Source organism: Mycobacterium sp. IS-1556 (assembly GCF_001499985.1).
Classification (GTDB): domain Bacteria; phylum Actinomycetota; class Actinomycetes; order Mycobacteriales; family Mycobacteriaceae; genus Mycobacterium.
In genome coordinates this window covers 1-24,101 of the sequence record NZ_LQIM01000005.1, presented here as the reverse complement: position 1 = coordinate 24,101, position 24,101 = coordinate 1, and the positions used below count along the sequence as shown (strand labels likewise).

At 67.6% G+C, this 24,101-nt stretch carries 28 protein-coding genes and 1 riboswitch; of the genes, 15 read left to right on the top strand and 13 right to left on the bottom strand.

The genetic code is table 11. The features are described 5' to 3' along the window. Window positions 1–32: 32 nt before the first annotated feature. Window positions 33–416: an FKBP-type peptidyl-prolyl cis-trans isomerase gene (locus AU187_RS05860; protein ID WP_172799364.1), complete on the bottom strand. Its 384-nt coding sequence runs from the start codon at window positions 414–416 to the stop codon at window positions 33–35. Between the two features lie 22 nt (window positions 417–438). Here AU187_RS05860 and AU187_RS05855 point away from each other — a divergent pair, with 22 nt between their 5' ends. Together AU187_RS05855 and AU187_RS05850 are read left to right on the top strand one after the other, a co-directional pair. Continuing rightward, a complete protein-coding gene (locus AU187_RS05855; protein WP_059098243.1) occupies window positions 439–699 on the top strand; it encodes a DUF2630 family protein in 261 nt (86 codons plus the stop codon). A gap of 47 nt (window positions 700–746) precedes the next feature. Next, complete coding sequence (locus AU187_RS05850; protein ID WP_502687737.1) at window positions 747–2,246, top strand: phytoene desaturase family protein; 1,500 nt, start codon at window positions 747–749, stop codon at window positions 2,244–2,246. On the opposite strand, the gene AU187_RS05845 is transcribed toward AU187_RS05850, so the two are convergent. From AU187_RS05845 to pdxH, 4 genes are all read right to left on the bottom strand, one after another. After that, entirely contained in the window at window positions 2,239–3,651 is a 1,413-nt protein-coding gene (locus AU187_RS05845) for an MFS transporter (RefSeq protein ID WP_059166378.1), read from the bottom strand. The two genes, AU187_RS05850 and AU187_RS05845, sit on opposite strands and share 8 nt — an antisense overlap. Before the next feature lie 106 nt (window positions 3,652–3,757). Then, window positions 3,758–5,065 carry a citrate synthase gene (locus AU187_RS05840; protein WP_082684017.1) on the bottom strand — a complete coding sequence of 436 codons (1,308 nt, stop codon included), beginning with the start codon at window positions 5,063–5,065 and terminating at the stop codon, window positions 3,758–3,760. A 96-nt stretch (window positions 5,066–5,161) separates the two neighbouring features. After that, on the bottom strand, window positions 5,162–5,812 hold the full coding sequence (locus AU187_RS05835) for a TetR/AcrR family transcriptional regulator (protein WP_059166362.1): 651 nt from the start codon (window positions 5,810–5,812) through the stop codon (window positions 5,162–5,164). 122 nt (window positions 5,813–5,934) lie between these two features. Continuing rightward, a complete protein-coding gene (gene pdxH / locus AU187_RS05830) occupies window positions 5,935–6,564 on the bottom strand; it encodes a pyridoxamine 5'-phosphate oxidase (protein ID WP_059166361.1) in 630 nt (209 codons plus the stop codon). Between the two features lie 114 nt (window positions 6,565–6,678). Between pdxH and AU187_RS05825 the strand changes: the two genes are divergently transcribed. From AU187_RS05825 to AU187_RS05815, 3 genes are all read left to right on the top strand, one after another. Beyond that, window positions 6,679–7,797, top strand: a complete 1,119-nt coding sequence (locus AU187_RS05825; protein WP_059166360.1) for a citrate synthase 2 — start codon at window positions 6,679–6,681, stop codon at window positions 7,795–7,797. Next, the gene (locus tag AU187_RS05820) at window positions 7,794–8,402 is read left to right on the top strand and encodes a maleylpyruvate isomerase family mycothiol-dependent enzyme (protein WP_286131865.1); all 609 of its coding nucleotides are present in this window, start codon (window positions 7,794–7,796) and stop codon (window positions 8,400–8,402) included. Before AU187_RS05825 ends, AU187_RS05820 begins: the two co-directional genes overlap by 4 nt. 132 nt (window positions 8,403–8,534) lie before the next feature. Next, window positions 8,535–8,990 (top strand): VOC family protein, encoded by a 456-nt coding sequence (locus AU187_RS05815; protein ID WP_059098247.1) that lies wholly within the window; start codon window positions 8,535–8,537, stop codon window positions 8,988–8,990. 6 nt (window positions 8,991–8,996) lie between these two features. On the opposite strand, the gene AU187_RS05810 is transcribed toward AU187_RS05815, so the two are convergent. From AU187_RS05810 to AU187_RS05800, 3 genes are all read right to left on the bottom strand, one after another. Beyond that, the gene (locus tag AU187_RS05810) at window positions 8,997–10,685 is read right to left on the bottom strand and encodes an FAD-dependent oxidoreductase (RefSeq protein ID WP_059166358.1); all 1,689 of its coding nucleotides are present in this window, start codon (window positions 10,683–10,685) and stop codon (window positions 8,997–8,999) included. A gap of 8 nt (window positions 10,686–10,693) precedes the next feature. Continuing rightward, window positions 10,694–11,716 carry an AurF N-oxygenase family protein gene (locus tag AU187_RS05805; RefSeq protein ID WP_059098249.1) on the bottom strand — a complete coding sequence of 341 codons (1,023 nt, stop codon included), beginning with the start codon at window positions 11,714–11,716 and terminating at the stop codon, window positions 10,694–10,696. A 186-nt stretch (window positions 11,717–11,902) separates the two neighbouring features. Further along, window positions 11,903–12,382 carry a CAP domain-containing protein gene (locus tag AU187_RS05800; RefSeq protein ID WP_059098250.1) on the bottom strand — a complete coding sequence of 160 codons (480 nt, stop codon included), beginning with the start codon at window positions 12,380–12,382 and terminating at the stop codon, window positions 11,903–11,905. A 153-nt stretch (window positions 12,383–12,535) separates the two neighbouring features. Here AU187_RS05800 and serC point away from each other — a divergent pair, with 153 nt between their 5' ends. Both serC and sepH read left to right on the top strand, forming a co-directional pair. Then, a complete protein-coding gene (gene serC / locus AU187_RS05795) occupies window positions 12,536–13,648 on the top strand; it encodes a phosphoserine transaminase (RefSeq protein WP_059166357.1) in 1,113 nt (370 codons plus the stop codon). Window positions 13,649–13,763: 115 nt separating this feature from the next. Continuing rightward, entirely contained in the window at window positions 13,764–14,579 is an 816-nt protein-coding gene (sepH, locus tag AU187_RS05790; RefSeq protein ID WP_059166356.1) for a septation protein SepH, read from the top strand. Between the two features lie 73 nt (window positions 14,580–14,652). On the opposite strand, the gene AU187_RS05785 is transcribed toward sepH, so the two are convergent. Then, window positions 14,653–14,925: a DUF2537 domain-containing protein gene (locus AU187_RS05785; RefSeq protein WP_059166355.1), complete on the bottom strand. Its 273-nt coding sequence runs from the start codon at window positions 14,923–14,925 to the stop codon at window positions 14,653–14,655. Continuing rightward, window positions 14,922–15,752 carry a TrmH family RNA methyltransferase gene (locus AU187_RS05780; protein ID WP_286131864.1) on the bottom strand — a complete coding sequence of 277 codons (831 nt, stop codon included), beginning with the start codon at window positions 15,750–15,752 and terminating at the stop codon, window positions 14,922–14,924. Before AU187_RS05780 ends, AU187_RS05785 begins: the two co-directional genes overlap by 4 nt. Before the next feature lie 51 nt (window positions 15,753–15,803). Here AU187_RS05780 and AU187_RS05775 point away from each other — a divergent pair, with 51 nt between their 5' ends. Both AU187_RS05775 and AU187_RS05770 read left to right on the top strand, forming a co-directional pair. Beyond that, a complete protein-coding gene (locus AU187_RS05775) occupies window positions 15,804–16,043 on the top strand; it encodes a DUF2530 domain-containing protein (RefSeq protein ID WP_059098258.1) in 240 nt (79 codons plus the stop codon). Between the two features lie 20 nt (window positions 16,044–16,063). Next, entirely contained in the window at window positions 16,064–16,516 is a 453-nt protein-coding gene (locus tag AU187_RS05770; RefSeq protein WP_059098259.1) for an SRPBCC family protein, read from the top strand. A gap of 57 nt (window positions 16,517–16,573) precedes the next feature. Here AU187_RS05770 and AU187_RS05765 read toward each other — a convergent pair whose 3' ends face one another. Beyond that, complete coding sequence (locus AU187_RS05765; RefSeq protein WP_059098260.1) at window positions 16,574–17,371, bottom strand: DUF3027 domain-containing protein; 798 nt, start codon at window positions 17,369–17,371, stop codon at window positions 16,574–16,576. 184 nt (window positions 17,372–17,555) lie between these two features. Between AU187_RS05765 and AU187_RS05760 the strand changes: the two genes are divergently transcribed. Together AU187_RS05760 and AU187_RS05755 are read left to right on the top strand one after the other, a co-directional pair. After that, a complete protein-coding gene (locus tag AU187_RS05760) occupies window positions 17,556–19,139 on the top strand; it encodes an MFS transporter (protein WP_172800175.1) in 1,584 nt (527 codons plus the stop codon). Continuing rightward, the gene (locus AU187_RS05755) at window positions 19,136–19,615 is read left to right on the top strand and encodes a DUF2771 domain-containing protein (RefSeq protein WP_059166353.1); all 480 of its coding nucleotides are present in this window, start codon (window positions 19,136–19,138) and stop codon (window positions 19,613–19,615) included. Before AU187_RS05760 ends, AU187_RS05755 begins: the two co-directional genes overlap by 4 nt. A 181-nt stretch (window positions 19,616–19,796) precedes the next feature. Here the strand turns inward: AU187_RS05755 and AU187_RS05750 are convergent, their stop codons facing one another. Together AU187_RS05750 and AU187_RS05745 are read right to left on the bottom strand one after the other, a co-directional pair. Further along, the gene (locus AU187_RS05750; protein WP_059166352.1) at window positions 19,797–20,813 is read right to left on the bottom strand and encodes a glutathione S-transferase family protein; all 1,017 of its coding nucleotides are present in this window, start codon (window positions 20,811–20,813) and stop codon (window positions 19,797–19,799) included. 85 nt (window positions 20,814–20,898) lie between these two features. Next, window positions 20,899–21,309 (bottom strand): cold-shock protein, encoded by a 411-nt coding sequence (locus AU187_RS05745; protein WP_059098264.1) that lies wholly within the window; start codon window positions 21,307–21,309, stop codon window positions 20,899–20,901. Window positions 21,310–21,475: 166 nt separating this feature from the next. Here AU187_RS05745 and AU187_RS05740 point away from each other — a divergent pair, with 166 nt between their 5' ends. The 4 genes from AU187_RS05740 to AU187_RS05725 form a co-directional block, all read left to right on the top strand. Next, on the top strand, window positions 21,476–21,880 hold the full coding sequence (locus AU187_RS05740) for a YccF domain-containing protein (RefSeq protein WP_059098265.1): 405 nt from the start codon (window positions 21,476–21,478) through the stop codon (window positions 21,878–21,880). After that, window positions 21,877–22,923, top strand: a complete 1,047-nt coding sequence (gene moaA / locus AU187_RS05735) for a GTP 3',8-cyclase MoaA (protein ID WP_059166351.1) — start codon at window positions 21,877–21,879, stop codon at window positions 22,921–22,923. The genes AU187_RS05740 and moaA overlap by 4 nt, the downstream gene beginning before the upstream one ends. 12 nt (window positions 22,924–22,935) lie before the next feature. Next, the gene (locus tag AU187_RS05730) at window positions 22,936–23,202 is read left to right on the top strand and encodes a MoaD/ThiS family protein (RefSeq protein ID WP_059166377.1); all 267 of its coding nucleotides are present in this window, start codon (window positions 22,936–22,938) and stop codon (window positions 23,200–23,202) included. 250 nt (window positions 23,203–23,452) lie between these two features. Then, a riboswitch (cyclic di-AMP (ydaO/yuaA leader) is annotated at window positions 23,453–23,632 on the top strand. A 9-nt stretch (window positions 23,633–23,641) separates the two neighbouring features. Next, window positions 23,642–24,101: transglycosylase family protein (locus AU187_RS05725; RefSeq protein WP_172800171.1), on the top strand; the 460-nt coding region annotated here is incomplete at its 3' end.

The window sequence follows — 24,101 nt, the reverse complement described above, 5'->3', positions numbered from 1 at the left end:
CCCAGAACGGCGCCTTGCTCGCGGAGGAAAAGCTAACGCGTGGCGAGCAGGTCGATCACGAAGATCAGCGTCTTGCCCGACAGCCGGTGCCCGCCGCCAGCCGGACCGTAGGCCTGCTCCGGCGGGATCACCAACTGGCGGCGGCCCCCGACCTTCATCCCGGGGATGCCGTCCTGCCAACCCTGGATGAGCCCGCGCAGCGGGAACTCGATCGACTCACCGCGGTTCCACGAGCTGTCGAACTCCTCGCCGGTGTCGTACTCGACGCCGACGTAGTGCACCTCGACATTGCCGCCGGGCACCGCCTCGGCGCCGTCGCCGACGACCAGATCGGTGATCACCAACTCGCTGGGTGGCGGGCCGTCGGGGAATTCGATTTCGGGCTTCTGCCCGGAACTTGAAGTCACCGCACTCACGGTAGTCGGGCAGACTGAGTTGATGGCCAAAGACTTCAACACCGACGCTGACATTCTCGGTCAGGTCAACAAACTCGTCGCCGAGGAGCAGGAGCTGCGCGCCAAGCTTCAGAATCGCGAGATCGAGGAGTCAGAAGAGCATCAACGGCTGAAGACCGTCGAGGTGCAACTCGACCAGTGCTGGGACCTGCTGCGCCAGCGCCGGGCCCTGCGGGAAACCGGCGGCGATCCTCGCGAAGCGGAGGTGCGTCCGCCGGACGAGGTCGAGGGCTACCTCAGCTGAACCCCAGCTACGACGTCATCGTCGTCGGAGGCGGCCACAACGGCCTCGTGGCGGCCGCCTATCTGGCCAAGGCCGGTCGTCGCGTGCGGGTGCTCGAACGACTCGACCATGTCGGCGGTGCGGCGGTTTCCTCGCATGTGTTCGACGGCGTCGACGCGCGACTGTCGCGCTACTCCTATCTGGTCAGCCTGCTGCCGCGGCGGATCATCGACGACCTCGGCGCGCGCGTGCGCCTGCAGCGCCGCCGCTACTCCTCGTATACGCCGGACCCGTCGACCGGCGGTCGCACCGGCCTGCTGATCGGTCCGACGTCGACGTTCGCGGCGATCGGCGCGGGCTCCGATGAGGCCGCGTTCGCCGATTTCTACCGCCGCTGCGGTGGCGTCGCCGCGCGGTTGTGGCCGACGCTGTTACAACCGTTGCGCGGTCGCAGCGAGGCTCGCGGTCTCGTCGACGATGCCTCCGCGTGGCGGCTGATGGTCGAGGAGCCGATCGGGCACGCGATCACCGCGGCCGTCGGCGATGACGTGGTGCGCGGGGTGATCGCCACCGATGCGTTGATCGGCACGTTCGCCCGCCTCGACGACCCGTCGCTGATTCAGAACGTGTGCTTCCTGTACCACCTGCTCGGCGGCGGCACCGGCGACTGGGACGTGCCGATCGGTGGGATGGGGGCGGTCAGCGGTGCGCTGGCGGCGGCCGCCGCCGGTTATGGCGCCGAATTGACCTGTGGTGCCGACGTTTACGCGATCGATCCGGACGGCGCGGTGCGATTCCGCCACGACGGCGCCGACCGCTCCGCGCACGCCGATGTGGTGCTGGCCAACGTGACGCCGACCGTGCTGGCCGAATTGCTGGGCGAGCCGGCGCCGGAGTCGACGCCCGGCGCGCAGGTCAAGGTGAACCTGTTGCTGCGGCGGTTGCCGCGACTACGCGACGACACCGTCACGGTCGAGCAGGCGTTCGGGGGGACGTTTCACGTCAACGAGTCCTACAGCCAACTGGACCGGGCGTATGTGCAGGCCGACCACGGCGTCGTTCCCGATCCGCTGCCGTGCGAGATCTACTGTCATTCATTGACCGATCCGTCGATCCTGTCCGATGAACTGCGTGCGGCCGGTGCGCAGACTCTGACGGTGTTCGGCTTGCACACCCCGCATCGGCTGGCTTCCTCCGGTGACCCCGACCGGATGCGCGATACGTTGACCTCGGCGGTACTCAACTCACTGAATTCCGTTCTCGCCGAACCGATTCACGATGTGTTGATGGAGGATTCGGCGGGTCGGCTGTGCATCGAGACGAAGACGACCGTCGACCTCGAGCATTCGCTGGGCATGACCGGCGGACATATCTTTCATGGCGGGTTGTCGTGGCCGTTCGTCGAGGACGACGAACCGCTGGAAACGTCGGCGCAGCGTTGGGGCGTGGCGACCGCGCACGATCGGATCCTGTTGTGCGGCTCGGGGTCTCGCCGCGGAGGCGCGGTGTCGGGGATCGGCGGGCACAACGCGGCGATGGCGGTGTTGGAAAGCCAAGCGCTCAAGTGATATCGGGGGTCACCAGCGGAGCGAGTCGATCGGCCGAGCGCAACGCCTTCGCTGAGGTCGAGTAGAAGCCGAGCACGATGATCACCACGCCGAGCGCGGCGCAGATCAGCCACAGCGGTCGGGAGGCCACCGCGAAGTCCGGGCCCGTCGCCGCCAGTGCGCCACCGCCGACCGAACCGCACAGCGCCACACCGATACTCACGCCGACCTGCCTGCTGGTCGAGGCGATCGCCGACGCGGCGCCCGCTCGGTCGGTCGGCATGCCGCTGACCGCCGCGTTGGTCACCGGCGCGTTGACCATCGAGAAGCCGATGCCGAAGACCGCGAAGACGACGAGCAGCTCCCACACCGGTGTCGTCGCCGACAGCTCCGCCAGCATCAACGTCGCCGCCGTGATCAGCGCACCCGCAATCAACAGCGACGGCCGCGCGCCGAAGCGGCCCACCATCCGTCCCGACAACGGCGAGAACACCAGTGCGCCAATGGCTATCGGTAGATAGATCAGCCCGGTGTGCATGGCCGAGAAGCCGCGCTCGTCCTGCAGGTACAGCGACATCATGAACAGGAAGGCGCCCCACGAGGCGAACGCGCACACCGCGATCATCGTCGCCGACGCGAACGGGATGCTGCGGAAGAACCTCAGGTCGATGAACGGGTCGTGCCGACGAGCCTCGTAGGCGAGGAAGGCGGCCAACGCCACCGCTGCAGTCACCCCGACAGCGACGGTTCGCGGGTCGGTCCAGCCCATGACCGGGCCTTCGATGAGCATGAAGACGACGCCGAACAGGAACGCCATGCCGAGCCCCTGCCCGACCGGGTCGACGTCGCGCATGGTCGCCGACTTGGACTCCGGCACGAAGATCGCCGTCAGCACGATGGCCAGCGCGCAGATCGGCAGGTTGATCCAGAACACCGCACGCCAGTTGATCAATTCGATGAGCGCGCCGCCGACGATCGGCCCGGCGGCCATCGAGATGCCGACGACGCCGCCCCACACGCCGATAGCACGGGCTCGTTCCACCCGGCCCGTGAACACCTGGGTGATGATCGACATCGCAACGGGGTTCAGCATCGACCCGCCGATCGCCTGTAAGAGTCGCGCGGCGATCAGGGTTTCGATGTTCGGCGCCAGGCTGCACAGCAGCGACGCCACCGCGAACACCACGAGCCCGAGTTGAAAAGTGCCCCGACGGCCGAACCGGTCGGCGGCGGCTCCGGACAGCAGGAGCAACGACGCCAACACCAGCGTGTATATGTCGATCACCCACTGCAGCTGGGAGCCCGTCGCGTTCAGGTCGGCGCGGATGTTCGGGATCGCGACATTGACGATCGTCGCGTCCATCGACACGATCAGCAGGCTCAGGCAGCAGGACACCAGCACGATGGCCTTGCGCCGAGCGCTCATGACGCCGTTCAATGCGCGCTCATACGGCGCGAGCGACCACTCTTGCACACGCGAACTCGGCGTGTCGCTGTACAAACACGGTCACTCGCGGAAAAGAGCAGATTGCCTAGCGGCTGTTGACGTCCTTGTAGTCGCGTTCGGTGTAGCCGGTGTAGATCTGGCGCGGACGGCCGATCTTGCCGCTGCCCTCGTCGTGCATCTCACGCCAGTGCGCGATCCACCCGGGCAGCCGGCCGAGCGCGAACAGCACGGTGAACATCCGCGTCGGAAAGCCCATCGCCCGGTAGATCACGCCGGTGTAGAAGTCGACGTTCGGGTAGAGCTTGCGCTCGATGAAGAAGTCGTCGGTGAGCGCGGCTTCCTCGAGCGTCCGGGCGATGTCCAGCATCTCGTCGTCGCCGCCGAGCTTGCCGAGGATCTTGTCGGCCTGCTCCTTGACGATGCGGGCGCGTGGGTCGTAGTTCTTGTAGACCCGGTGCCCGAAGCCCATCAGCTTCACGCCGTCCTCGCGGTTCTTGACCTTCTTGATGAACTCGTGGACGTCGAAGTCGGCCTGCCGGATCTTCTCCAGCATCTCCAGCACCGCTTGGTTGGCCCCGCCGTGCAGCGGACCCCACAGCGCGTTGATGCCGCCGGAGATCGAGGTGAACAGGTTGGCCTGCGAGGAACCGACCAACCGCACCGTCGACGTCGAGCAGTTCTGCTCGTGGTCGGCGTGCAGGATGAACAACATGTCCAGCGCGCGGACGATCTCCGGATCGACCTCGTAGGGTTCGGCCGGGAATCCGAACGTCATCCGCAGGAAGTTCTCGACCAGCGTCAGCGAGTTGTCCGGGTACAGGAACGGCTGGCCCGCCGACTTCTTGTAGGCGTACGCCGCGATGGTCGGCAACTTGGCCAGCAGCCGGATCGTCGACAGCTCGACCTGGTTGTCGTCGAACGGGTCGAGCGAGTCCTCGTAGTACGTCGACAGCGCGTTGACCGCGCTGGACAGCACCGGCATCGGGTGCGCGTTGGCCGGGAAACCGTCGAAGAACCGCTTCAGGTCCTCGTGCAGCAGCGTGTGCCGCTGGATCCGGGTGGTGAACTCCGCCAGCTGCTCCTTGGAGGGCAGCTCGCCGTAGATCAGCAGGTAGCTGACCTCGATGAAGTTCGACTTCTCCGCGAGCTGCTCGATGGGATAGCCGCGGTAGCGCAGGATGCCGGCGTCGCCGTCGATGTAGGTGATCGCGCTCTTGGTCGAAGCGGTGTTGACGAAGCCCTCGTCGAACGTGGTGTAGCCGGTCTTGGACAGCAGCGAACCCAGCGCGATGCCATCGGCGCCTTCGGAGGCGGAAACGATGTCAAGGTCAAGCGTGCCACCGGGGTACGAGAGGGTGGCTTGCCCTTCCCCACTCTTCGCGTTATCGGCCACGAGGATCCCTTCGTCGCTGCTGGGCGTAATCGAACATTGCTCTACAAAAGGTAGTCCCATTCCGGCGGGCGTGCCCCGCCGGGGGCGCTCAGTTGCTCAGACGACCTGCCGGAGGGTTCCCGTCAGGTCGGCGAACTCCGCGAAGACCGCCTCCAGGTGCTCGATCAGGTCATCTATGGACACCTTCGACGGATCCCCACTGACCTGCACCGCATCGTTGAGCGCCGTCACAATCACCGCACCCCATGTCACGGATGCCAATCGGACCCGCCGGTCGTCCAGCGCGACCCCCATCCGCTTGGCCAACGCGGCTTCGATCGCGTTGCCGCGGAACTCGACGGTGACCTGGCGCAGCGCCGGCGACGACAAGACGATTCGCGTGATGCACAAGATCCGCTCAGCCGTCAGCTCGCCGGGCCCGGCCTGCTTGGAAGCCTTGGCCATCGTGATGTAGGCGCGCAGGATCGCCTCGAAGTGGTTCAGCTCGGCAGGTTGGCGAGCCAATTCGACGGCGGTCTGGTCGATGATCTCGTCGACCAGCGCCAGCGCGATGGCGTCCTTGGTGGGGAAGTACCGGCTGAAGGTGCGCGGCGAGACATCGGCGATCGCGGCGATCTGCTCGACAGTCGTGTTGTCGAAACCTTGTCCGTTGCAGAGCTCCACGGCCGCGTCGATGAGGGTGGCCCGGGTGCGCTGCTTCTTGCGCTCGCGCAGGCCGACAGCCTGCACCCCCGTACCGTCAGACACGAAGGGAATCCTAACGGCCGAACATATGAGAGAGCTAAGAATTTGACCCACTGTAAAGCTGGCCGACGTCACGGTTCTCTCGGTGAGGCGCGCGGTAGCGAAGGAGTTCGGGGCTACCGGCGCTACGGCTGTAACCGTTCGATGCGGTCGCCTTGGACGCGAATCCTGTTGTGTATCCGATCCTCTCGGCCCTGCCAGAACTCCACGACTTCGGCGGCGATCAGGTAGCCGCCCCAGTTCGGTGGCACTGGAACTGCGTCGTGTGCGGCGAATCGCTTTGTCACGTCGGCGAGCTGCTCCAGCAGCGCCGCACGCGAGGCGATCGGCTTCGATTGGTACGACGCCCACGCACCGAGTTGGGAACCCCGCGGCCGCTTGGACCAGTAGTCGGCGGTCTCCTCCGCGGACACCTTGGTCACCGGTCCGCGGATGTGGACCTGGCGTCCCAGCGGGTACCAGGGGAAGGTGGCCGACGCGTACGGCGTCGCGGCCAGTTGTGCGCCCTTGTCGGAGTCGTAGTTGGTGTAGAACGTGATGCCCGCCTCGGCCACGCTCTTGCACAACACCGAGCGCGTTACGGGCCTGCCCTGCGGGTCGACGGTGCCGATCACCATGGCGTTCGGTTCTGCGACGCCCGCGCGTTCGGCTTCGGCTAACCACTTGAGCAACAACGCAGCCCAGCCGTCAGCCAGCCAGTCGGCGTCCAGGTCGGGACTACCGTCTTTCTCCGCTGAGCCGTATTCCACCCGCATCCTCGCCAAGTGCTCTCGATCTTCCGGGCCTACCGCCGCCACGCGACAACGCTACGCGGCGGTGTCCGATCAACCGGTAGTTACCACCCGAAACGCGAGTGCGAGAATCTGGCCATGAGTGCGGTGCCTGAAGACTTCGTACCCGGCCTCGAAGGCGTCGTCGCCTTCACCTCCGAAATCGCCGAACCCGACAAGGACGGCGGCGCGCTCCGGTACCGCGGCGTCGACATCGAGGACCTGGTCAACCAAAAGGTGACCTTCGGCGACGTGTGGGCGCTGCTGGTCGACGGGAAATTCGGCGACGGTCTGCCGCCCGCCGAACCGTTTCCGCTGCCCATCCACAGCGGCGATGTCCGAGTCGACGTGCAGGCTGGCCTGGCGATGCTGGCCCCGATCTGGGGCTATCCCCCGCTGCTCGACATCGACGATGCGACGGCCCGCGGCCACCTCGCCCGCGCGTCGGTGATGGCGCTGTCCTACGTCGCGCAATCCGCCCGCGGAATTCACCAACCAGCAGTCCCGCAACGCACCATCGACGAATGTTCAACCGTCACCGAGCGCTTCATGACCCGCTGGCAAGGCGAGCCCGATCCCAGGCATGTCGAGGCCATCGACGCGTACTGGGTGAGCGCCGCCGAGCACGGCATGAACGCCTCCACATTCACCGCCCGGGTGATCGCGTCGACCGGCGCCGACGTGGCGGCCGCGCTCTCGGGTGCGATCGGCGCGATGAGCGGACCGCTGCACGGTGGCGCCCCGGCGCGGGTGATCCCAATGATCGAGGAGGTCGAGCAGACCGGCGATGCCCGCGCGGTCGTCAAGGGGATCCTCGACCGCAACGAGAAGCTGATGGGCTTCGGGCACCGGGTGTACCGAGCCGAGGATCCGCGGGCCCGGGTGCTGCGCGCGACCGCCAAGCGGCTGGAGGCGCCACGCTATGAGGTGGCCGCGGCGCTCGAGCAGGCCGCGCTGAGCGAGCTGCGGGAGCGGCGACCCGATCGTGCCATCGAGACCAACGTCGAGTTCTGGGCAGCGGTGATCCTCGACTTCGCGCAGGTGCCGACCAGGATGATGCCCGCGATGTTCACCTGCGGCCGCACCGCCGGGTGGTGCGCGCACATCCTCGAGCAGAAGCGGCTCGGCAAGCTGGTGCGCCCGTCGGCGATCTACGTGGGGCCGGGGCCGCGCAGCCCGGAGTCGGTCGAGGGATGGGACCGAGTCGTCCGGCCGTGACGACGGCGGCGTTCGCCTCGGCGGCAGACACGTTCGCGGGCCTGGTCCGGCGGATTCCCATCGACGCGTGGTCCGGCCCGGGCCTCGGGGAGTGGGACCTGCGCTCGCTGGTCGGTCACACGTCGCGGTCGTTGACCACGGTGATCAGTTACCTCGAGAAGCCCGCCGAGCGCGAGGACATTGCGACACCGCAGGAGTACTACGCGCGGGTGAACCCCGCGGCGTTGGGCATGGACCCCGCCGACGTCGCCGAGCGGGGCAGGCAGGCGGGCCGGGATCTCGGTGACAATCCGGCCGGTGCCGTTGCGGCGCTGGTTTCGCGCGCACTGAGCCGACTGGATGCCGTCGACGACGACCCGCTGATGACCGTGCTCGGTGGGCTGGGCATCCGGCTGCAGACCTATCTGCCGACGCGGACGTTCGAGCTGGCCGTGCACAGCTTGGATATCGCCCGTGCCCTTGGCATTTCGTTCGCCTTGCCATCTGCGGTGCTCGAGGAGGCGTTGGTTTTGGCGGCGCGCATCGCGGCCGGGCAGGGCGGCGACACGGTGCTGCTGGCGCTCACCGGGCGCGATGCACTGCCGCCGTCGTACTCGGTCGTGTGAGGCACCGGTTTCTGTCGGAGGGTCGTGGTTGCATGGCTCACGTACCCCAAATGGCGATGAATTGAGCGCAATCGCATGGTCGGTACTGCAAGCCCCCTGTGGGGAAGACCGAGAATCGAAAGGAACTTCCGAATGGCCATCGAGGTTCAGCCCGACGTATCCCCCATGCTCACGGTCAGCGACGGTGCCGCGGCGATCGACTTCTATGTCAAAGCCTTCGACGCCGAGGAGCTCGGCCGCGTCCCGGGGCCCGACGGCAAGAAGTTGTTTCACGCCGCGTTGCGGATCAACGGCAAGCTGGTGATGCTCAACGACGATTTTCCCGAGATGAACGACGGCAAGTCGGTGACGCCGGAAGCGCTCGGCGGCTCACCGGTGACCATCCACTTGACCGTCAATGACGTCGACGCCAAGTTCCAGAAGGCCGTCGACGCGGGCGCGACGGTCGTGATGCCGCTCGACGACATGTTCTGGGGCGACCGCTACGGCGAGCTGCGTGACCCCTTCGGACATTTGTGGTCGATGGGCCAGCCGGTGCGCGAGGTCAGCCAGGAGGAGATCGACAAGGCGGTCAAGCAGCACCAGTAGCGGGCGCTACCGGCGTAGCCCCGCGAGCAGACGCCGACCGAGTGGCGGTGCGGGGGCGTCTGCCGCCGCGGCGAGCATGTCGGCGACGGTGGTGAGCTTGACGCGGGGCCGGTCATCTCCGCCGCGGGCGATCTCGGCGGCGTCGATCGCCTTCCACCCCCGGGCGTCGACGAGGTCGGGCCGCCGGCTGCGCACGAGCCTCTCGAGCGCGGCCGGCTTGGCCCGAGCCCTGTCGGGGTCGCGCAGCAGGCCGTCGTTGTAGTCGGCGACGAGGTTGCGCACGGTCTCCGCCGCGCAGGACTTGTTGGTGCCGATGAACCCGGTTGGGCCACGCTTGATCCAGCCCGCGACGTAGCTGCCGACGACCGGTGCGCCCGTTTGCGGGTCGAAGACGCGACCGCCATCGCTGGGCACCACCGCCGCGGCTTCGTCGAACGGAAGCCCGCGAACCGGTCTGCCGCGGTAGCCGATCGAGGTCAGCACCAGCCCGGTGTCCAGTCGATGCGCTTCGTCGGTTCCGGTGACCGTGAACTCGATCGCTTCGGCGCGCACACCGCCGACGACCCGCTTCGGCGTCACGTTGTACGCCAACCGGATGCGGGGCCGCGTCACCGGCGCCGAAGCGTCGCCGAGCTTGCTCAACAGCTCCAGCTTGTTGCGCGTCAGCGGATCCTGCGCGGCGGCAAGGTCGCGACTGACCAGATCGTGGTCGGCGGCCGAGAGGACCACCTCGCTCGTCGACGTCAGCCCGATCAACTCGGGCAACGTGAACGCCGAGTTCGCCGGTCCGCGCCGAGCGGCGATCACCACCTCGGTCACCTTGGAGTCGCGCAGGGCGGCGAGCGCATGATCGGAGATGTCCGTGCGCGCCAGCGCGTCGGGATCGGCGGTCAGGATGCGCGCGACATCGAGTGCGACGTTGCCGTTGCCGATCAGGACCACTCGCTCGGAGCTGAGATCGACTGGCAATCCGGTGAATTCGGGATGGCCGTTGTACCAGGCCACGAACTCGGTGGCGGTGCCGGTACCCGGAAGGTCCATGCCCTCGATGTCGAGGCGGCGGTCGTTGGGCGCGCCGACCGCGTACAGCACGGCGTGATGGTGCGCGAGCAACTCGTCGTGCGTCAGGTCCGAGCCGACCTCGACGTTGAGGTAGAACGTGAAGCCGGGCTCGCGGGTGACCCTGTCGAACAACCGGGTGACGCCCTTGGTGCTCTGATGGTCGGGAGCAACACCCGCGCGGACCAGGCCGTAGGGCGTGGGCAGCCGTTCGAAGACGTTGACCCGCACGCCTTTCTGGGTGAGCAGCTCGTCGGCGGCATACATCGCCGCCGGCCCCGAACCGACGATCGCCACGGTGAGCGGGCCGGTGGGCCGCGGGTACACCATCGGCGCCTCGATGACCGGCGCCAGTTTCGACGTCGGCGGTAGCTTGCCCTCGCGCTCGGGATAGAACGCGGCGTTCAGCGCGACGAACGGCAGTTGCTTTGGCTCCAGCCGGGTGTCAGGCGCGATGGCTCCGACCGGGCAGGCCGACACGCACGCGCCGCAGTCCACGCACGCGACCGGGTCGATGTAGAGCATCTCGGCGGTGGCGAAGCCCGGCTCGTCGGGCGACGGGTGGATGCAGTTCACCGGACACGCGTAGACACAGGACCCGTCGCTGCAACACGACTGGGTGATCACATGCGGCACAAAGCCCCCTAGGCGGCGACCACGTGCTGGCGCGCCGGCTCGCTGCGGTACCGGCTTGGCTTTCCGTCGATCTTGCAGATCCGCCAGATGAGCTTGGCGATCGGGTTGATCAGGCCGGTGTCGTGGCACAGCATCCGGACGTCGCCGAACATGTCGCGCAGCATCTGCTTGGACTCGGGCGAGCGGAAGAAGACCTCTTTGCGCACCGAACGCGGGATATCGAATTCCTTCCAGAACGCCCGCGGCGGAACGATGATCGCCGAACACAGGATCCGCATGGTCAGCGGGACGTAGAGCGACAACCAGAACCGCTTGCGTCGCGGCAGATGCGGAACCCGCTTGCGCAGGTACTCGTGGGCGAACGAGATGTGGCGGGCCTCCTCGGCCACATGGATCGCCATCACCTTTTCCATGATCGGATGCAGCGACTTCCCTTCGCGCAGCACGTTCTTCTGCGTGTGGTCGATCGGCTCTTCGCCGGCGAGGATGCCGAACCAGAACGGGATGGGCAACGGCCCGGCCACCAGCGGGATCAACGGCTGAATCCACTTCAGCAGCCGCGGCATACCGGGAACGTCGGCCCCGATGCGGTTGACCATCTCCTGGAACATCAACGTGTGGTTGCACTCTTCGACCGCCTCGTGCAGGCAGTACCGGTACTCCGGTGAACCGTTCGGCGTCCAGAACGCGTACTCCATCAGGCCACGGATGAGGATCGACTCGAAGTGCAGACCGACTTTGGCGACGTTGGCCTGACGCCACATGCCGATCTCGATCTGCCGCTCGAGCGGCTGCGCCTGGTACCAGGGATGGCGGCCCAGCGGGTCGGTCGCCGGCAGAACCCAGCGCGGGTCGTTCGGCACGACCGCGAACTCCGGCGAATCCCAGTCGATGTCGGTGTACGGGTTGAAGTTGCGCCGCACCGACCCCTCGGACAGCGTGGTGAGCGTGTCGACGTAGTCCCGGTCTTCTGGGCCGTCGCCTATTTCCATGTTGCGACGCCAACGCCTGACCATACGAGTCCGGGCCATCTTCAGACCTCCCCTGTGAGGTTTACATCTGCGCCTTTAATGTCCAGCAACGGTACCGCAGGTATCGCCTACTGAACATACCCCGTTGCGCGATGTGTCACACCGGCGGTTGGTGGCTGCGATGTGACGGAGGCCACAGCTGGCGACAGACGTCCAGGTACAGGCCATCCGGTCGAATGGCGCTGCTTATTTCTCGCCGAACTCCCCGACCGCGGCTGCCCTGTTGCCGTTGCGCAGCACCGAGAAACCGGCCTCGGTCATGCCGCAGTCGGTGATGATCGCGCGGTGGCCGGGGCTGTTCATCCACCAGTTGACCGCCGCAGCTGGGACGGCGTTAACGCCGGTGCTCCAGAAGATGATCTCGCCGACATTGGCATACGACGTGTAGCCGGCGTCCGTGATGCGCTTGACGACGGAGGAACCGTCCGAGCCGGTGTGGTTGACCACGCCGTTGGCCAGCATGTCGTTGGCCTGGCGCGACGCGGCCGCGGAGAGCTGCGGGTTGGCCGCCACGGGACCGCAGCCGTTGGCGGCGCGCGTGGCGTTGATCTCGTTCAGCAACGCGCCGCCCTCGTCGGCGTGGGCTGGAGCCGCGAGCAGCGGGCTGAAAAGCGTCACCGCCGCCGCGCAGAGCGTTGTCAGCGTCGAAGTTCTCGCAAGACTCATCACGTGCCCCCCTGGGCTCGAGCTGCAGTCCCCGACAGGTCACAGTATGGACACAGCGAGGTCTCTATATCGGCCGTTTACCCACATTCCCCGGATTTTTTGTCCGCCCCTCCCCGCGGCCGGTGCGCAAGCGCGGTCACTATCGTTGACCGCATGGCCGACCTGACGATCCCCGCCGACCTCAAACCGCGCGACGGCCGCTTCGGCTGCGGGCCTTCCAAGGTCCGGCCGGAACAGCTGGCCGCGCTCGCCGCCGCCGGCGACCTGTTCGGCACGTCGCATCGCCAGGCGCCGGTCAAGAACCTGGTGGGCCGGGTGCGCGACGGGCTGCGTCAGCTGTTCTCGCTGCCCGACGGCTACGAGGTGATCCTCGGCAACGGCGGCACCACCGCATTCTGGGACGCGGCGGCGTTCGGTCTCATCGACAAACGCTCACTGCACCTGACCTACGGCGAATTCAGTTCGAAGTTCGCTTCGGCGGTGGCCAAGAACCCGTTCGTCGGTGACCCCGTCGTCATCAAGGCCGACCCCGGCAGCGCGCCGAAGCCGCAGTCGGACCCGTCGGTCGACCTGATCGGCTGGGCGCACAACGAGACGTCGACGGGCGTCGCCGTGCCCGTGCAACGCCCGGACGGATCCGGTGATGCGCTGATCGCGATCGACGCCACCTCCGCGGCCGGCGGCCTGCCCGTCGACATCACCGAATCCGACGTCTACTACTTCGCACCGCAGAAGAACTTCGCCAGCGACGGCGGGCTGTGGGTGGCGATCCTCTCGCCCGCCGCGCTCGCCCGGGTCGAGGCGATCGCAGGCTCGGGCCGCTGGGTGCCGGAGTTCCTCTCGCTGCCGATCGCGATCGACAACAGCAGCAAGAACCAGACCTACAACACCCCGGCCATCGGCACGCTGCTGCTGTTTGCCGAGCAGCTGGACTGGATGTTGGCCAACGGCGGCCTTGACTGGGCGGTCAAGCGCACGGCGGACTCCTCGCAGCGGCTGTACGGCTGGGCGGAGGCGGCACCCTTCGCGACGCCGTTCGTCACCGATGCGGAGTTGCGCTCACAGGTCGTCGGCACGGTGGACTTCAGCGACGACGTCGATGCCGGAGCCGTTGCCAAGACACTGCGGGCGAACGGCATCGTCGACACCGAGCCGTACCGCAAGCTCGGCCGCAACCAGTTGCGGGTCGGGATGTTCCCGGCCGTCGACCCCGACGACGTCAGCGCGCTCACCGCGTGCATCGACTGGGTCGTCGAGCGGCTCTAGCCGCGACCGACAGGCGGGGGGCGGCGTCCTCTCCCCGCGTGTCCTACCAGGTAACAAGCCGATAACGCAGTACTGTCCGGGGAACGGGCTTGGCGCTAGCCCGGAGGAGGTCGCCATGCGGGAACTCAAAGTCGTCGGACTCGACGTTGACGGCAAACGAATCATCTGCGAGGCCGCTGGCTCCGGTGACAAGTTCATCCTGCGGCCCGACGAACGTTTGCGGGCCGCCCTTCGTGGCGACCAGCTGGGCTCGAGCCAGACACGCAATGAGACCGAGGTGCAAAACGTGCTGCGCCCCAAGGAGATTCAGGCCAGAATCAGGGCCGGTGCGTCCGTCGCGCAGGTCGCAGAGGCGTCGGGCGTCGACGTGGCCCGTGTCGAGCGGTTTGCCCATCCGGTGTTGCTGGAGCGCTCCCGAGCGGCGGAACTAGCAACGGCCGCCCATCCGGTCCTTCCCGACGGCCCGTCCGTGTTGACGCTGCTGGAAACGGTCACGACGGCGTTGATCGCGCGCGGTCTCGACCCGGACGCCCCCACGTGGGACGCATGGCGCAACGAGGACGGCCGTTGGACCGTGCAGTTGGCGTGGAAGGCGGGAATGTCCGACAACGTCGCACACTTCCGGTTCACCCCCGGCGCCCACGGCGGCACCGTGACGGCGTTCGACGACGCAGCATCCGAGCTGATCGACCCGAGCTTCGCGCGTCCGCTGCGTCCGGTGGCAGCGCTGCGCGAGCCGGAGGTCCAGGTCGAGGAGCCGACGCTGCCGATCGACCCGCCGCTGCAGGCCACCGCCGCGCCCGAAGCGCCAGAAACACCGTCCGAGACTGTCGCACCGCAGCAGCCGAAGCCCCGCAGGGGTAAGGCGAAGCCGGCGGTGCCGGCCTGGGAGGACGTCCTGCTGGGTGTGCGCTCCAGCGGCCAGCGCTAACTCTTTCCACCGCGAACAGTCGGAAAGTGCTCCTTTTTCGGGGGCGCTTTGCGTCTGCTCGGCAGGGATCAGGTCACCCGCCGATGGCGATCGCGAGCACCACCAGCCACGCGATCGCCACACCGACTCCGAAGCCCAGCACGAACCACCGCCACACCGGCCGGTTGCGCCACCCCCACACCGTCGGGGCAAGACCGCCGACCGCGACCAGGTTGAGCCCGAGCGCCAACAGCGAATGCACCCGAAGTAGCCCGATACTGAGCACGACGATCGCGGCCGCGGTGACAGCCGCGACGAAGGCCGCCACCGTCAACCCCATCGCCCACGGCGTCGAGTCGTCGGTCATGGCGCCAATCTAATCCGCTCGTAGAACGCCAGCGCTGCGGCGGTTGCGACGTTGAGCGAGTCGGTGCCCCGCGACATCGGGACGCGCACCCGCAGATCCGCGGCCCGCATCGTGCGCTCGGTCAGTCCCGGCCCTTCGGCGCCGACGAGGATCGCCACCTTGTCGTCGACGACGGCCGACATGGCGTCGGCCAGGGTGCGCGCCGCCGGCGCAGGGGTCATCGCCAGCAATCGAAAGCCATTGTCGCGCAACTGTTCGAGGTCTGCCGGCCACGACTGCGCCCACGCATACGGCACCAGCAACGCGTGGCCCATCGACACCCGCACGGCGCGCCGGTACAGCGGATCGGCGCACCCGGTGCCGAAGACGACCGCGTCGACGCCGAGGCCGGCCGCGTTGCGGAAGATCGAGCCGAGGTTCTCGTGGTCGTTGACGCCTTCGAGGACCGCGACCGTGCGGGCGTCGTCCAGCACCTCGGCGATCGACGGTTCGCGTGGCCGCGACGCCGAGGCCAGCACGCCGCGGTTGAGGTGAAAGCCGACCACCTCGGCCATCACGTCGGCCGGGACCCGGTAATAGGGCGCCGAGACGCCGGGCAGGTCGGCCGCGAGTTCCTGCATGCGGCGGTCGGTGCCCATCATCGCGCGGGGCCGGAACCGCGACGCCAGCATGCGCTGCACGACCAGCACACCCTCGGCGATCACCAGACCCTTACCGGTGGGCAGGTCGGGTCTGCGGTCGACGCTGTTGAGGTCACGGAAGTCGTCCAGCCGTGGGTCGGACGGATCGGCGACGTCGATTACGTTGACGCTCACCGACGTCCGCAATCCGGGTCGTCTGACCGATGAGCCGGCCGCGATCGGCTAGGTTTCATAGCGATGACCCCGCATCCGCCCCCGCTGCCCGACATCCTGTTGCGGCCACTGCCGGTCATCGTCGCGATCGCGGCCGGTTGGGTCGTCGCTGCGATCCTGGCGTTCACGGTGACCGGTCTACACGAATGGCGGCCCTACACGGTGGCCGGCCTGGGCGTCGGCGCCCTTGGCACAGCGATCTGGTTGTGGCAACGTCGCGCCGTGCGCCATGGGTCGCGCGGGGCGCAGAGCGGACTCACGTGACGACAAGACAGGAGAAGGCGATGGCAGCACCGCTGTTGCAGGCCGAAACCACGATCAACGCCCCGGTGGCGAAGGTCTGGGAACTGGTCTCCGACCTCAAGAACATGCCGCGCTGGAGCCCGCAGTGCCGAATGATGAAAACCTTCGGTCCGCTGCGGCGCGGGGCGAAGACGGTCAATCTCAATCGGCGAAAGTTCCTGGTGTGGCCAACCACAAGCCAGATCACCGAGTTGATTCCGGAGAAGAAGCTCGCGTTTCGGGTGAATCAGAACGGCACGGTGTGGAGCTACGAGCTAGAACCCACCGAGACCGGCACCCGGTTGGTGGAGACGCGGCATGCCGAAAACGGTGTGAAACCGATCTCCAACATGACGGTCAACGCGTTGATGGGCGGTGTGCCCAGCTTCGAGCGTGAGCTCGTCGAGGGTATGAACGAGTCGCTCGCGCGGATCAAGGCCGCGGCCGAGCGCTAGTCGGATGACGATCAAGCGGCGAGGAACGAGCCGCGATGAGGAGTCCGACCAAAAACGCTAGTCGGCCGGCTCGGTCAGATCGAGCACGCCGTCGTCGTACGGGTCATACAACGGAGAGCCGCCACCGGCCGGTTGCGGCGTGTCCGAGTGTGCGCCGCACCCGTATTCGGCGTCGACCACGTGACCGTCGGCGGAGAACTCGTTCGCGCAGACGCCGAACATCGTGCCCAGCGTCCCGGTGAGTGGCAGATAGAACCCGCAGTCGCGGCACACACGCCGCGTCGAACGCGCCATCGGCGAACCCGGACCGTAATCCCCGTCGTGCCAACGTTGCGCCGCGTCCATCCGGCCCCACGGGCTGAGCACCTGCCGACGGCCCAAACCCACTTCGGCGGCGACCTCGTCGACCTCCGGATCGCCGGTCGCCATGTAGCCGGGAACCAGACGGGGGTCGTCTGCGGACGGAGCCAGGAGGTCACCGGGGCCCAGGTCGCCCGGCCGGACGCGGTCTTGCCAGGGCACCCACTTGGGCGCCAGCAACGCCGTCGGTCCGGGTACCAGCACGACCTCGCTGATCGTGGCGTGGTCGGCGCCCGGCCACGCCGCGACGACAACGGCCCACTGCCAGCCGCGATAGCCCGGCATGACGGCGAGGAACCGGTGCGTGGCCGCGGTCGGGTCGTCGAAGCTCGCCCCCAGGTACTCGCCGACGGTGTCCTCGCCGCTGAACTCGACGATCGCCGCGCGGGCGTCGTCGACGGCGCCCAAGAGTACGGCCTCCAGGTCCGGGCGCCCGGCGGCGTTCTCACCGGAAGCGTCGGCGCCGTGCTCGGCGGATTCGGTCACACTGTCCATCGCCTCCAATAGTGCCTGACCGGCGAACCGGTAGCCACACCGGTTGGCTGCACACCCGTGGCCGCTTCGATGGTGGAGAATCGTCCTCGTGACCGGACCGCGTCGTGACCCACGAGACTCCCCGGGCCGGCGCGACCCCCGCTATTACCCTCCGCGCCCGCCCGAGGATGCCGAACATCCCGGGATGGCGAACTACCCGAGCGATGGGAGCTACCGTCGTCCCCGCCGGAGTGGGCCGACCCCGAGCGCCAACCGATGGCTACCACCGCTCGACGAGCCGACCCGCGAGTTCAGTTCCGAGCCTCCGCCGCACAGCGTGGGCAGCGCGGCGGGCGAAAGGGTCACCGTCACAAGGGTGGCCGCGCAACGCAGCCGCGAGATGGGCTCCAAGATGTACGGCCTGGTGCACCGGGCCGCCACCGCCGACGGCGCCGACAAGTCCGGGCTGACCGCGCTGACGTGGCCGGTGGTCGCGAACTTCGCCGTCGACGCTGCGATGGCCGTCGCGCTGGCCAACACGCTGTTCTTCGCCGCGGCCTCCGGCGAGAGCAAGAGCAGAGTCGCGCTGTACCTGTTGATCACCATTGCGCCGTTCGCCGTCATCGCGCCGCTTATCGGACCCGCATTGGACCGGCTGCAGCACGGCCGCCGCGTCGCGCTGGCCACGTCGTTCGCGCTGCGCACGGTGCTGGCCGTGGTGTTGATCGCCAACTACGACAGCGCCACCGGCAACTTCCCGTCGTGGGTGCTCTACCCCTGCGCGCTGGGAATGATGGTGCTGTCCAAGTCATTCAGCGTGTTGCGCAGTGCGGTGACACCGCGCGTGCTGCCGCCGAGCATCGACCTGGTGCGGGTGAACTCGCGGTTGACTACCTTCGGTCTGCTCGGCGGCACGATGGTCGGGGGCGCGGTCGCCGCGGGCGCGGAGTACCTGTTCCAGCTTGTCCAGCTCCCTGGTGCGCTGTACGTGATCGTCGCGGTGTCGGTGGCCGGCGCGGTGCTGGCGATGCGGATCCCGAAGTGGGTCGAGGTCACCGAGGGTGAGGTTCCCGCAACGCTGAGCTACCACGGTCGCACGGGCGAACTCCGGCGCCGCCTCGAGCAGCCGCCGACGAAGCCGGCGCGGCAGCCGTTGGGCCGCAACACCATCACGGCGCTGTGGGGCAACTGCACCATCAAGGTGATGGTCGGCTTCCTGTTCCTCTACCCGGCCTTCGTGGCCAAGTCACACGACGCGAGCGGCTGGGAGCAGCTGCGCATACTCGGCTTGATCGGCGCGGCCGCGGCCATCGGCAACTTCGCGGGCAACTTCACCAGCGCGCGCCTGAAGCTCGGCCATCCGGCGCAGGTCGTGGTGCGCTGCACGGTTGTCGTCACGCTGGCCGCGCTGGCCGCCGCGCTGACCGGCGAACTGCTGGTCGCCGCGATCGCCACCCTGCTCACCTCCGGGGCGAGCGCGATTGGCAAGGCGTCGCTGGATGCGTCGCTGCAAGATGACCTGCCCGAGGAGTCGCGCGCGTCGGCCTTCGGCCGTTCGGAGTCGGTGCTGCAGTTGGCCTGGGTGGCGGGCGGAGCCGTCGGCGTGCTGGTGTACACCGAATTGTGGGTGGGCTTCACCGCGATCACGTCGGGGCTGATTCTGGGCCTGGCGCAGACCGTGGTCAGCTACCGCGGCGAATCGTTGATTCCCGGCCTGGGCGGCAACCGGCCGGTGCTCGCCGAACCGGAGGGCGGCCGTCCGGACACCGCGGCGGTGGCGCACGAGTGAAACGCATGCTCGCCGCGCTCGCGGCAGTGGTGGTTCTCGCGTCGGCGGGTACGGGTGTGCTCATCTGGCGGCTCAGCGCTCACGACTCACCGAAATACCCTGAGATCAGCGCATTTTCGCATGGACACCTGGTCCGCGTCGGGCCCTACCGGTACTGCGAGGTGCTCAACCCCACGAAGTGCGAGGTTTTCGCCGAGCAGGGCGAGCTGCCGGTCACCGAACGCGATGCCGTGCAGTTGTCGGTGCCGCCGGCGATCGCGCGCGCGCCGTGGGTGCTGTTGCGGCAGTACGAGGGTGGCGACGTCATCGAGGAGTTCCGGCCCGAGACACGCTTGGCGGTGACCATTCCCACGGTCGATCCGCGGCGCGGCAAGCTCACCGGTTTCGCCGTGCTGCTGCCGACGCTGATCCGCATCGACGGTGAAGAGGTGCCCGCCCCGCACGCAGAGTGGTCGGTGCGAACGGTGTGGTCCTAGTCGGGCGACGATCAAGCGACGAGGGACGAGTCGCGCTGAGGAGCCCGACAATTGATCTAGGCCGAGTGGCAGCCACGGCAGGCACAGGCCTCACTCCGTGCGACGTTTTGCGACGGTGCACTCGAACTCTTGCGACAGAACGTCACCCGCTGAGACTCGCGTGACACCTGTGGCGCATCCGCTAACCGGCGCCGTGTCCGTCGGGCATCCGCTCGCCGTCGCGCACTGGCCCTGGCGGTGTTCCCTCGCCAAAAGGCTTGCCGCCCAACGCCTCCCGGCAGTGCGCCGTGAGCCAGTTGGACAGGTCCGGACCCTTCGGCACAACCTGCGTCGGGTTGATGTCGGTATGCACGAGGTAGTAGTGCTGCTTGATCTGGACGAAGTCGATGGTGTCGCCGAAACCGGGCGTCTGGAACAGGTCGCGGGCATACGCCCACAGCACCGGCATCTCGGCGAGCTTGCAGCGGTTGGTTTTGAAGTGGCCGTGGTAGACGGGGTCGAAACGGGCCAACGTGGTGAACAACCGAACGTCGGCTTCGGTGATCGTGTCGCCGACGAGGTAGCGCTGGTCGCGTAGTCGCTCCTCGAGCCAGTCGAGCGCGGTGAACAACCTGTCGTAGGCCTTGTTGTAGGCGTCCTGCGACCCGGCGAACCCGCATCGGTACACGCCGTTGTTGACCTCCGTGTAGATCCGCTGGGCCACCTCGTCGATCTCGTCGCGCAGCCGGTCGGGATACAGGTCGGGCGCGCCGTCGCGGTGATACTTCGTCCACTCGGTGGAGAAGTCCAGCGTGATCTGCGGGAAGTCGTTGGTGACGACCTCGCCGGTCGGCACGTCGACGATCGCGGGCACCGTGATGCCCTTGTCGTAATCGGGGAAGCGCTTCAGGTAGGCGTCCTTGAGCCGGGGAATTCCCAGCACCGGGTCGACGCCGTCTGGATCGAGGTCGAACGTCCAGCTGTCCTCGTCATGGGTAGGCCCGCAAAAGCCAATGGACAGCGCGTCTTCCAGGCCGAGCAGCCTGCGGACGATGATCGTGCGGTTGGCCCACGGGCAGGCCCGCGCCACGACGAGCCGATACCGGCCGGGCTCGACGGGGTAGCCGTCGCGGCCGTCTGCCGTGATGCGCGTGGAGATGTACTTGGTGTCGCGGTTGAACTCGCCACCTGAGTCGGACTTGTCGGCGACATATGCCATGCAGTCAGCATGCCCGCCGAGTGTCGGGTTGACGCACGCAATTCGGCGTCAGGTGTCGATCAACCCGACACTCGCCGCGGAATGCCTAGGACTCGAGCTCGCGCGCGACCGCCCGGACCACCTCGGACACTCGGCGGGCGACCTTGCGGTCCGGATAGCGGCCCTTACGCAGCTCCGGCTGCACCGCGCTCTCGAGCAGCGTGATCATGTCCTCGATCATGCCGTGCAATTCGTCGGGCGAGTGCTTGCGCTCGGCGGCCGCCGCCTCCCGACGCGTACGCGACAGGCTGGGCGGCGGATCGATGACCTTCAGCGTCAACGCCTGCGGACCGCGACGCCCCGCGGCGATGCCGAACTCGACGCGCTGCCCGGCCTTGAGCGTCTCGACACCAGAGGGCAGCGCCGAGGACCGGACGTAGACGTCCTCACCGTCCTCCTGCGACAGAAAGCCGAAGCCCTTCTCGGCGTCGTACCACTTCACCCTGCCGGTCGGCACTGGTCTCACCCGCTTGTCTTGACGTCAATGTAGGAAACATGGGAAACACACGAAAGCGCCCCGAATGCGCCGGGACGCGTGTTGCGATCCTACTCTGACCTCAACCTCGCCAGCACCCCCTTATCGGTAGGCTGGAGCCACCGCTGAAGGAGAAGAAGCGCCCGCTATGCGATTGATCCTGAATGTCATCTGGTTGATCTTCGGCGGCCTCTGGCTGGCGTTGGGCTACCTGCTGGCAGCGCTGATCTCCTTCGTGCTGATCATCACGATTCCGTTCGGGTTCGCAGCTCTGCGCATCGCGGTTTTCGCGCTGTGGCCGTTCGGCAACACCGTCGTCGACAAACCCGGGCCGCGGCCCGGAGCTCTCATCGGCAACATCATCTGGATCATCCTGTTCGGCATCTGGCTCGCGATCGGCCATGTGATCACCGCCGTGGCGATGGCGATCACGATCATCGGCATCCCGCTCGCGCTGGCCAACCTCAAGCTCATCCCGGTATCGCTGATGCCGCTGGGCAAGGAGATCGTGCCGGTCGACTCGGTCACCAACCCGGAGCGGGCGTTCGCATGACCGTCGTCGGCCTCGGCCTGCCCACCGTCGCACCGGCCACCCCGGCTCCGGCCGACGGTCCGCTCATCGACACCTTCGGCCGCATCGCCACGGATCTGCGGGTGTCGCTGACCGACCGGTGCAACCTGCGCTGCACCTATTGCATGCCCGCCGACGGGCTGGACTGGCTGCCGACGGAGCGCCTGCTGCGGCCCGACGAGCTGACCCGCCTGCTGCGCATCGCCGTGACGCGGCTCGGCATCACTAGCGTGCGCTTCACCGGCGGCGAGCCGCTGGTGGCCCGCGGTCTCGAGGACGTCATCGCCGCGACGGCAGCGCTGCGGCCGAGGCCGGAGATCACGTTGACCACCAACGGGATCGGCCTCGCCGGCCGGGCCGATCGGCTGAAGCGGGCCGGACTCGACCGCATCAACGTCTCACTGGACACCGTCGACGCCGTGCGTTTCGCCGCCATCACCCGGCGCGACCGACTCGACGATGTGCTCGCCGGGCTGCGGGCGGCGAAGGCCGCGGGCCTCGACCCCGTGAAGGTCAACGCGGTTCTCGACCCGGTCACCGGCCTCGATGATGCGGTCGCGCTGCTGCGGTTCTGTCTCGACCACGGCTACCAGCTGCGCATCATCGAGCAGATGCCGCTGGACGCGGGCCATGAATGGCAGCGCGGCAAGGCGATCGGCGCCGACGAGGTGCTCGCCGCCCTGCAGCAGCATTTCCACCTCACCCCCGACAGCGCGCCGCGCGGTTCGGCGCCGGCCGAGTTGTGGCGGGTCGACGGCGGCGGCGTGGTCGGCATCATCGCCTCGGTCTCGCACGCGTTCTGCGCCGCCTGCGACCGCACCCGGCTCACCGCCGACGGCCAGGTCCGCAACTGCCTGTTCGCCCAGCAGGAGACCGATCTGCGCCAGCTGATGCGCGCCGGCGCGGACGACGAAGCCGTCGAAGCCGCGTGGCGCTCTGCGATGTGGGCGAAGGCGGCCGGGCATGGCATCAACGATCCCGACTTCGTGCAACCCGATCGGCCGATGAGCGCGATCGGCGGATGACCCGTGGGTGAGATGACGACGACGGCCACGATCGCGGTGACGGTGCGCTACTTCGCGGCCGCGCGCGCCGCGGCCGGTAACGATGAGGAGACGGTTCGGCTTCGGCCGGAAACGACGCTCGCCGAACTGGTCGTCCGATTGGGCGAGCGCGACGAGAATCTCGCGAAAGTGTTGAAACGCTGCTCTTTTCTGTGCGACGGCATCGCGGTCCGCGATGACAGCGCGGCGCTGAGCGACTCTCAAACCGTCGATGTTCTTCCCCCTTTCGCGGGCGGTTAGCCGTGATTTCTGTCACATAACGGAATGGTCACAGCCTGGCTACGGCGCGGTGGAGCTGGTCTCGGACCTGCGTAAACGCCGGAAACTGCTGGGCATTTAGAGGATTTTTAGAATTTGCCGGCGTCGGAAACGCCGTTACCGGCAGAAGATGACGCGACCACAGCGAGCCGTTACGGTTCAGTCCCAAGCCGGTCGACCTCAAACCGTCCGGCCCGCCGTGCCCAACCGCGCCGAGCTCCATCCGTTGGTGCACGGGATACCGACGAACAACTTGGATGGAGGCGGGGGACCCACCGGTCCGCCGAGTCAAAACGGACCTGGAGCCATCGGCTCCTTGGGGTGAAGCCGGATCGCGTAGTGCGACACGGCCGGGCATACCTCTCCAGCCCGAACCCGACAGCTGACCTCGTAGGCGCCGAAGAGAGGACCGAGCGCACCTATGAGTGGACGGCATCGCAAGCCCACTGCATCAGCTGTAAGCGTCGCGAAAGTCGCCTTCACCGGCGCAGTTATCGGAACCGGAAGCCTCGCCCTCGCCGGCCAAGCCAACGCCGCCACCGACGGCGAATGGGACCAGGTCGCCAGCTGCGAGTCGGGCGGCAACTGGGCCATCAACACCGGCAACGGCTATCAGGGCGGCCTTCAGTTCTCGCCGAGCACCTGGAGCGGCCACGGCGGCGGAGAGTACGCACCCGCAGCGCACCTGGCCACCAAGGAAGAGCAGATCGCCGTCGCCGAGCGGGTGCTCGCAAGCCAGGGCAAGGGTGCCTGGCCGTCATGCGGTGGTCCACTGTCGGGCGCCACGCCGCGCAACGTCGTCGACGACGCGGTGGAAGCAGGAGCTGCCCTGGACCTACTGCGTGAAGTCGAGGTTGTTCTCGAAACCCTGGGGGCCACAC

Excerpts from the sequence above, each read along its gene's own strand:
- AU187_RS05845 (WP_059166378.1), bottom strand. The coding sequence starts at position 3,651 with ATGAGCGCTCGGCGCAAGGCCATCGTGCTGGTGTCCTGCTGCCTGAGC.
- AU187_RS05740 (WP_059098265.1), top strand. The coding sequence starts at position 21,476 with ATGCGATTGATCCTGAATGTCATCTGGTTGATCTTCGGCGGCCTCTGG.
- AU187_RS05775 (WP_059098258.1), top strand. The coding sequence starts at position 15,804 with ATGACCCCGCATCCGCCCCCGCTGCCCGACATCCTGTTGCGGCCACTG.
- AU187_RS05815 (WP_059098247.1), top strand. The coding sequence starts at position 8,535 with ATGGCCATCGAGGTTCAGCCCGACGTATCCCCCATGCTCACGGTCAGC.
- AU187_RS05765 (WP_059098260.1), bottom strand. The coding sequence starts at position 17,371 with ATGGACAGTGTGACCGAATCCGCCGAGCACGGCGCCGACGCTTCCGGT.
- AU187_RS05785 (WP_059166355.1), bottom strand. The coding sequence starts at position 14,925 with ATGACCGACGACTCGACGCCGTGGGCGATGGGGTTGACGGTGGCGGCC.
- sepH (WP_059166356.1), top strand. The coding sequence starts at position 13,764 with ATGCGGGAACTCAAAGTCGTCGGACTCGACGTTGACGGCAAACGAATC.
- AU187_RS05825 (WP_059166360.1), top strand. The coding sequence starts at position 6,679 with ATGAGTGCGGTGCCTGAAGACTTCGTACCCGGCCTCGAAGGCGTCGTC.
- pdxH (WP_059166361.1), bottom strand. The coding sequence starts at position 6,564 with ATGCGGGTGGAATACGGCTCAGCGGAGAAAGACGGTAGTCCCGACCTG.
- AU187_RS05730 (WP_059166377.1), top strand. The coding sequence starts at position 22,936 with ATGACGACGACGGCCACGATCGCGGTGACGGTGCGCTACTTCGCGGCC.
- AU187_RS05770 (WP_059098259.1), top strand. The coding sequence starts at position 16,064 with ATGGCAGCACCGCTGTTGCAGGCCGAAACCACGATCAACGCCCCGGTG.
- AU187_RS05800 (WP_059098250.1), bottom strand. The coding sequence starts at position 12,382 with ATGAGTCTTGCGAGAACTTCGACGCTGACAACGCTCTGCGCGGCGGCG.
- AU187_RS05750 (WP_059166352.1), bottom strand. The coding sequence starts at position 20,813 with ATGGCATATGTCGCCGACAAGTCCGACTCAGGTGGCGAGTTCAACCGC.
- AU187_RS05855 (WP_059098243.1), top strand. The coding sequence starts at position 439 with ATGGCCAAAGACTTCAACACCGACGCTGACATTCTCGGTCAGGTCAAC.
- AU187_RS05760 (WP_172800175.1), top strand. The coding sequence starts at position 17,556 with ATGGCGAACTACCCGAGCGATGGGAGCTACCGTCGTCCCCGCCGGAGT.
- moaA (WP_059166351.1), top strand. The coding sequence starts at position 21,877 with ATGACCGTCGTCGGCCTCGGCCTGCCCACCGTCGCACCGGCCACCCCG.
- AU187_RS05805 (WP_059098249.1), bottom strand. The coding sequence starts at position 11,716 with ATGGCCCGGACTCGTATGGTCAGGCGTTGGCGTCGCAACATGGAAATA.
- serC (WP_059166357.1), top strand. The coding sequence starts at position 12,536 with ATGGCCGACCTGACGATCCCCGCCGACCTCAAACCGCGCGACGGCCGC.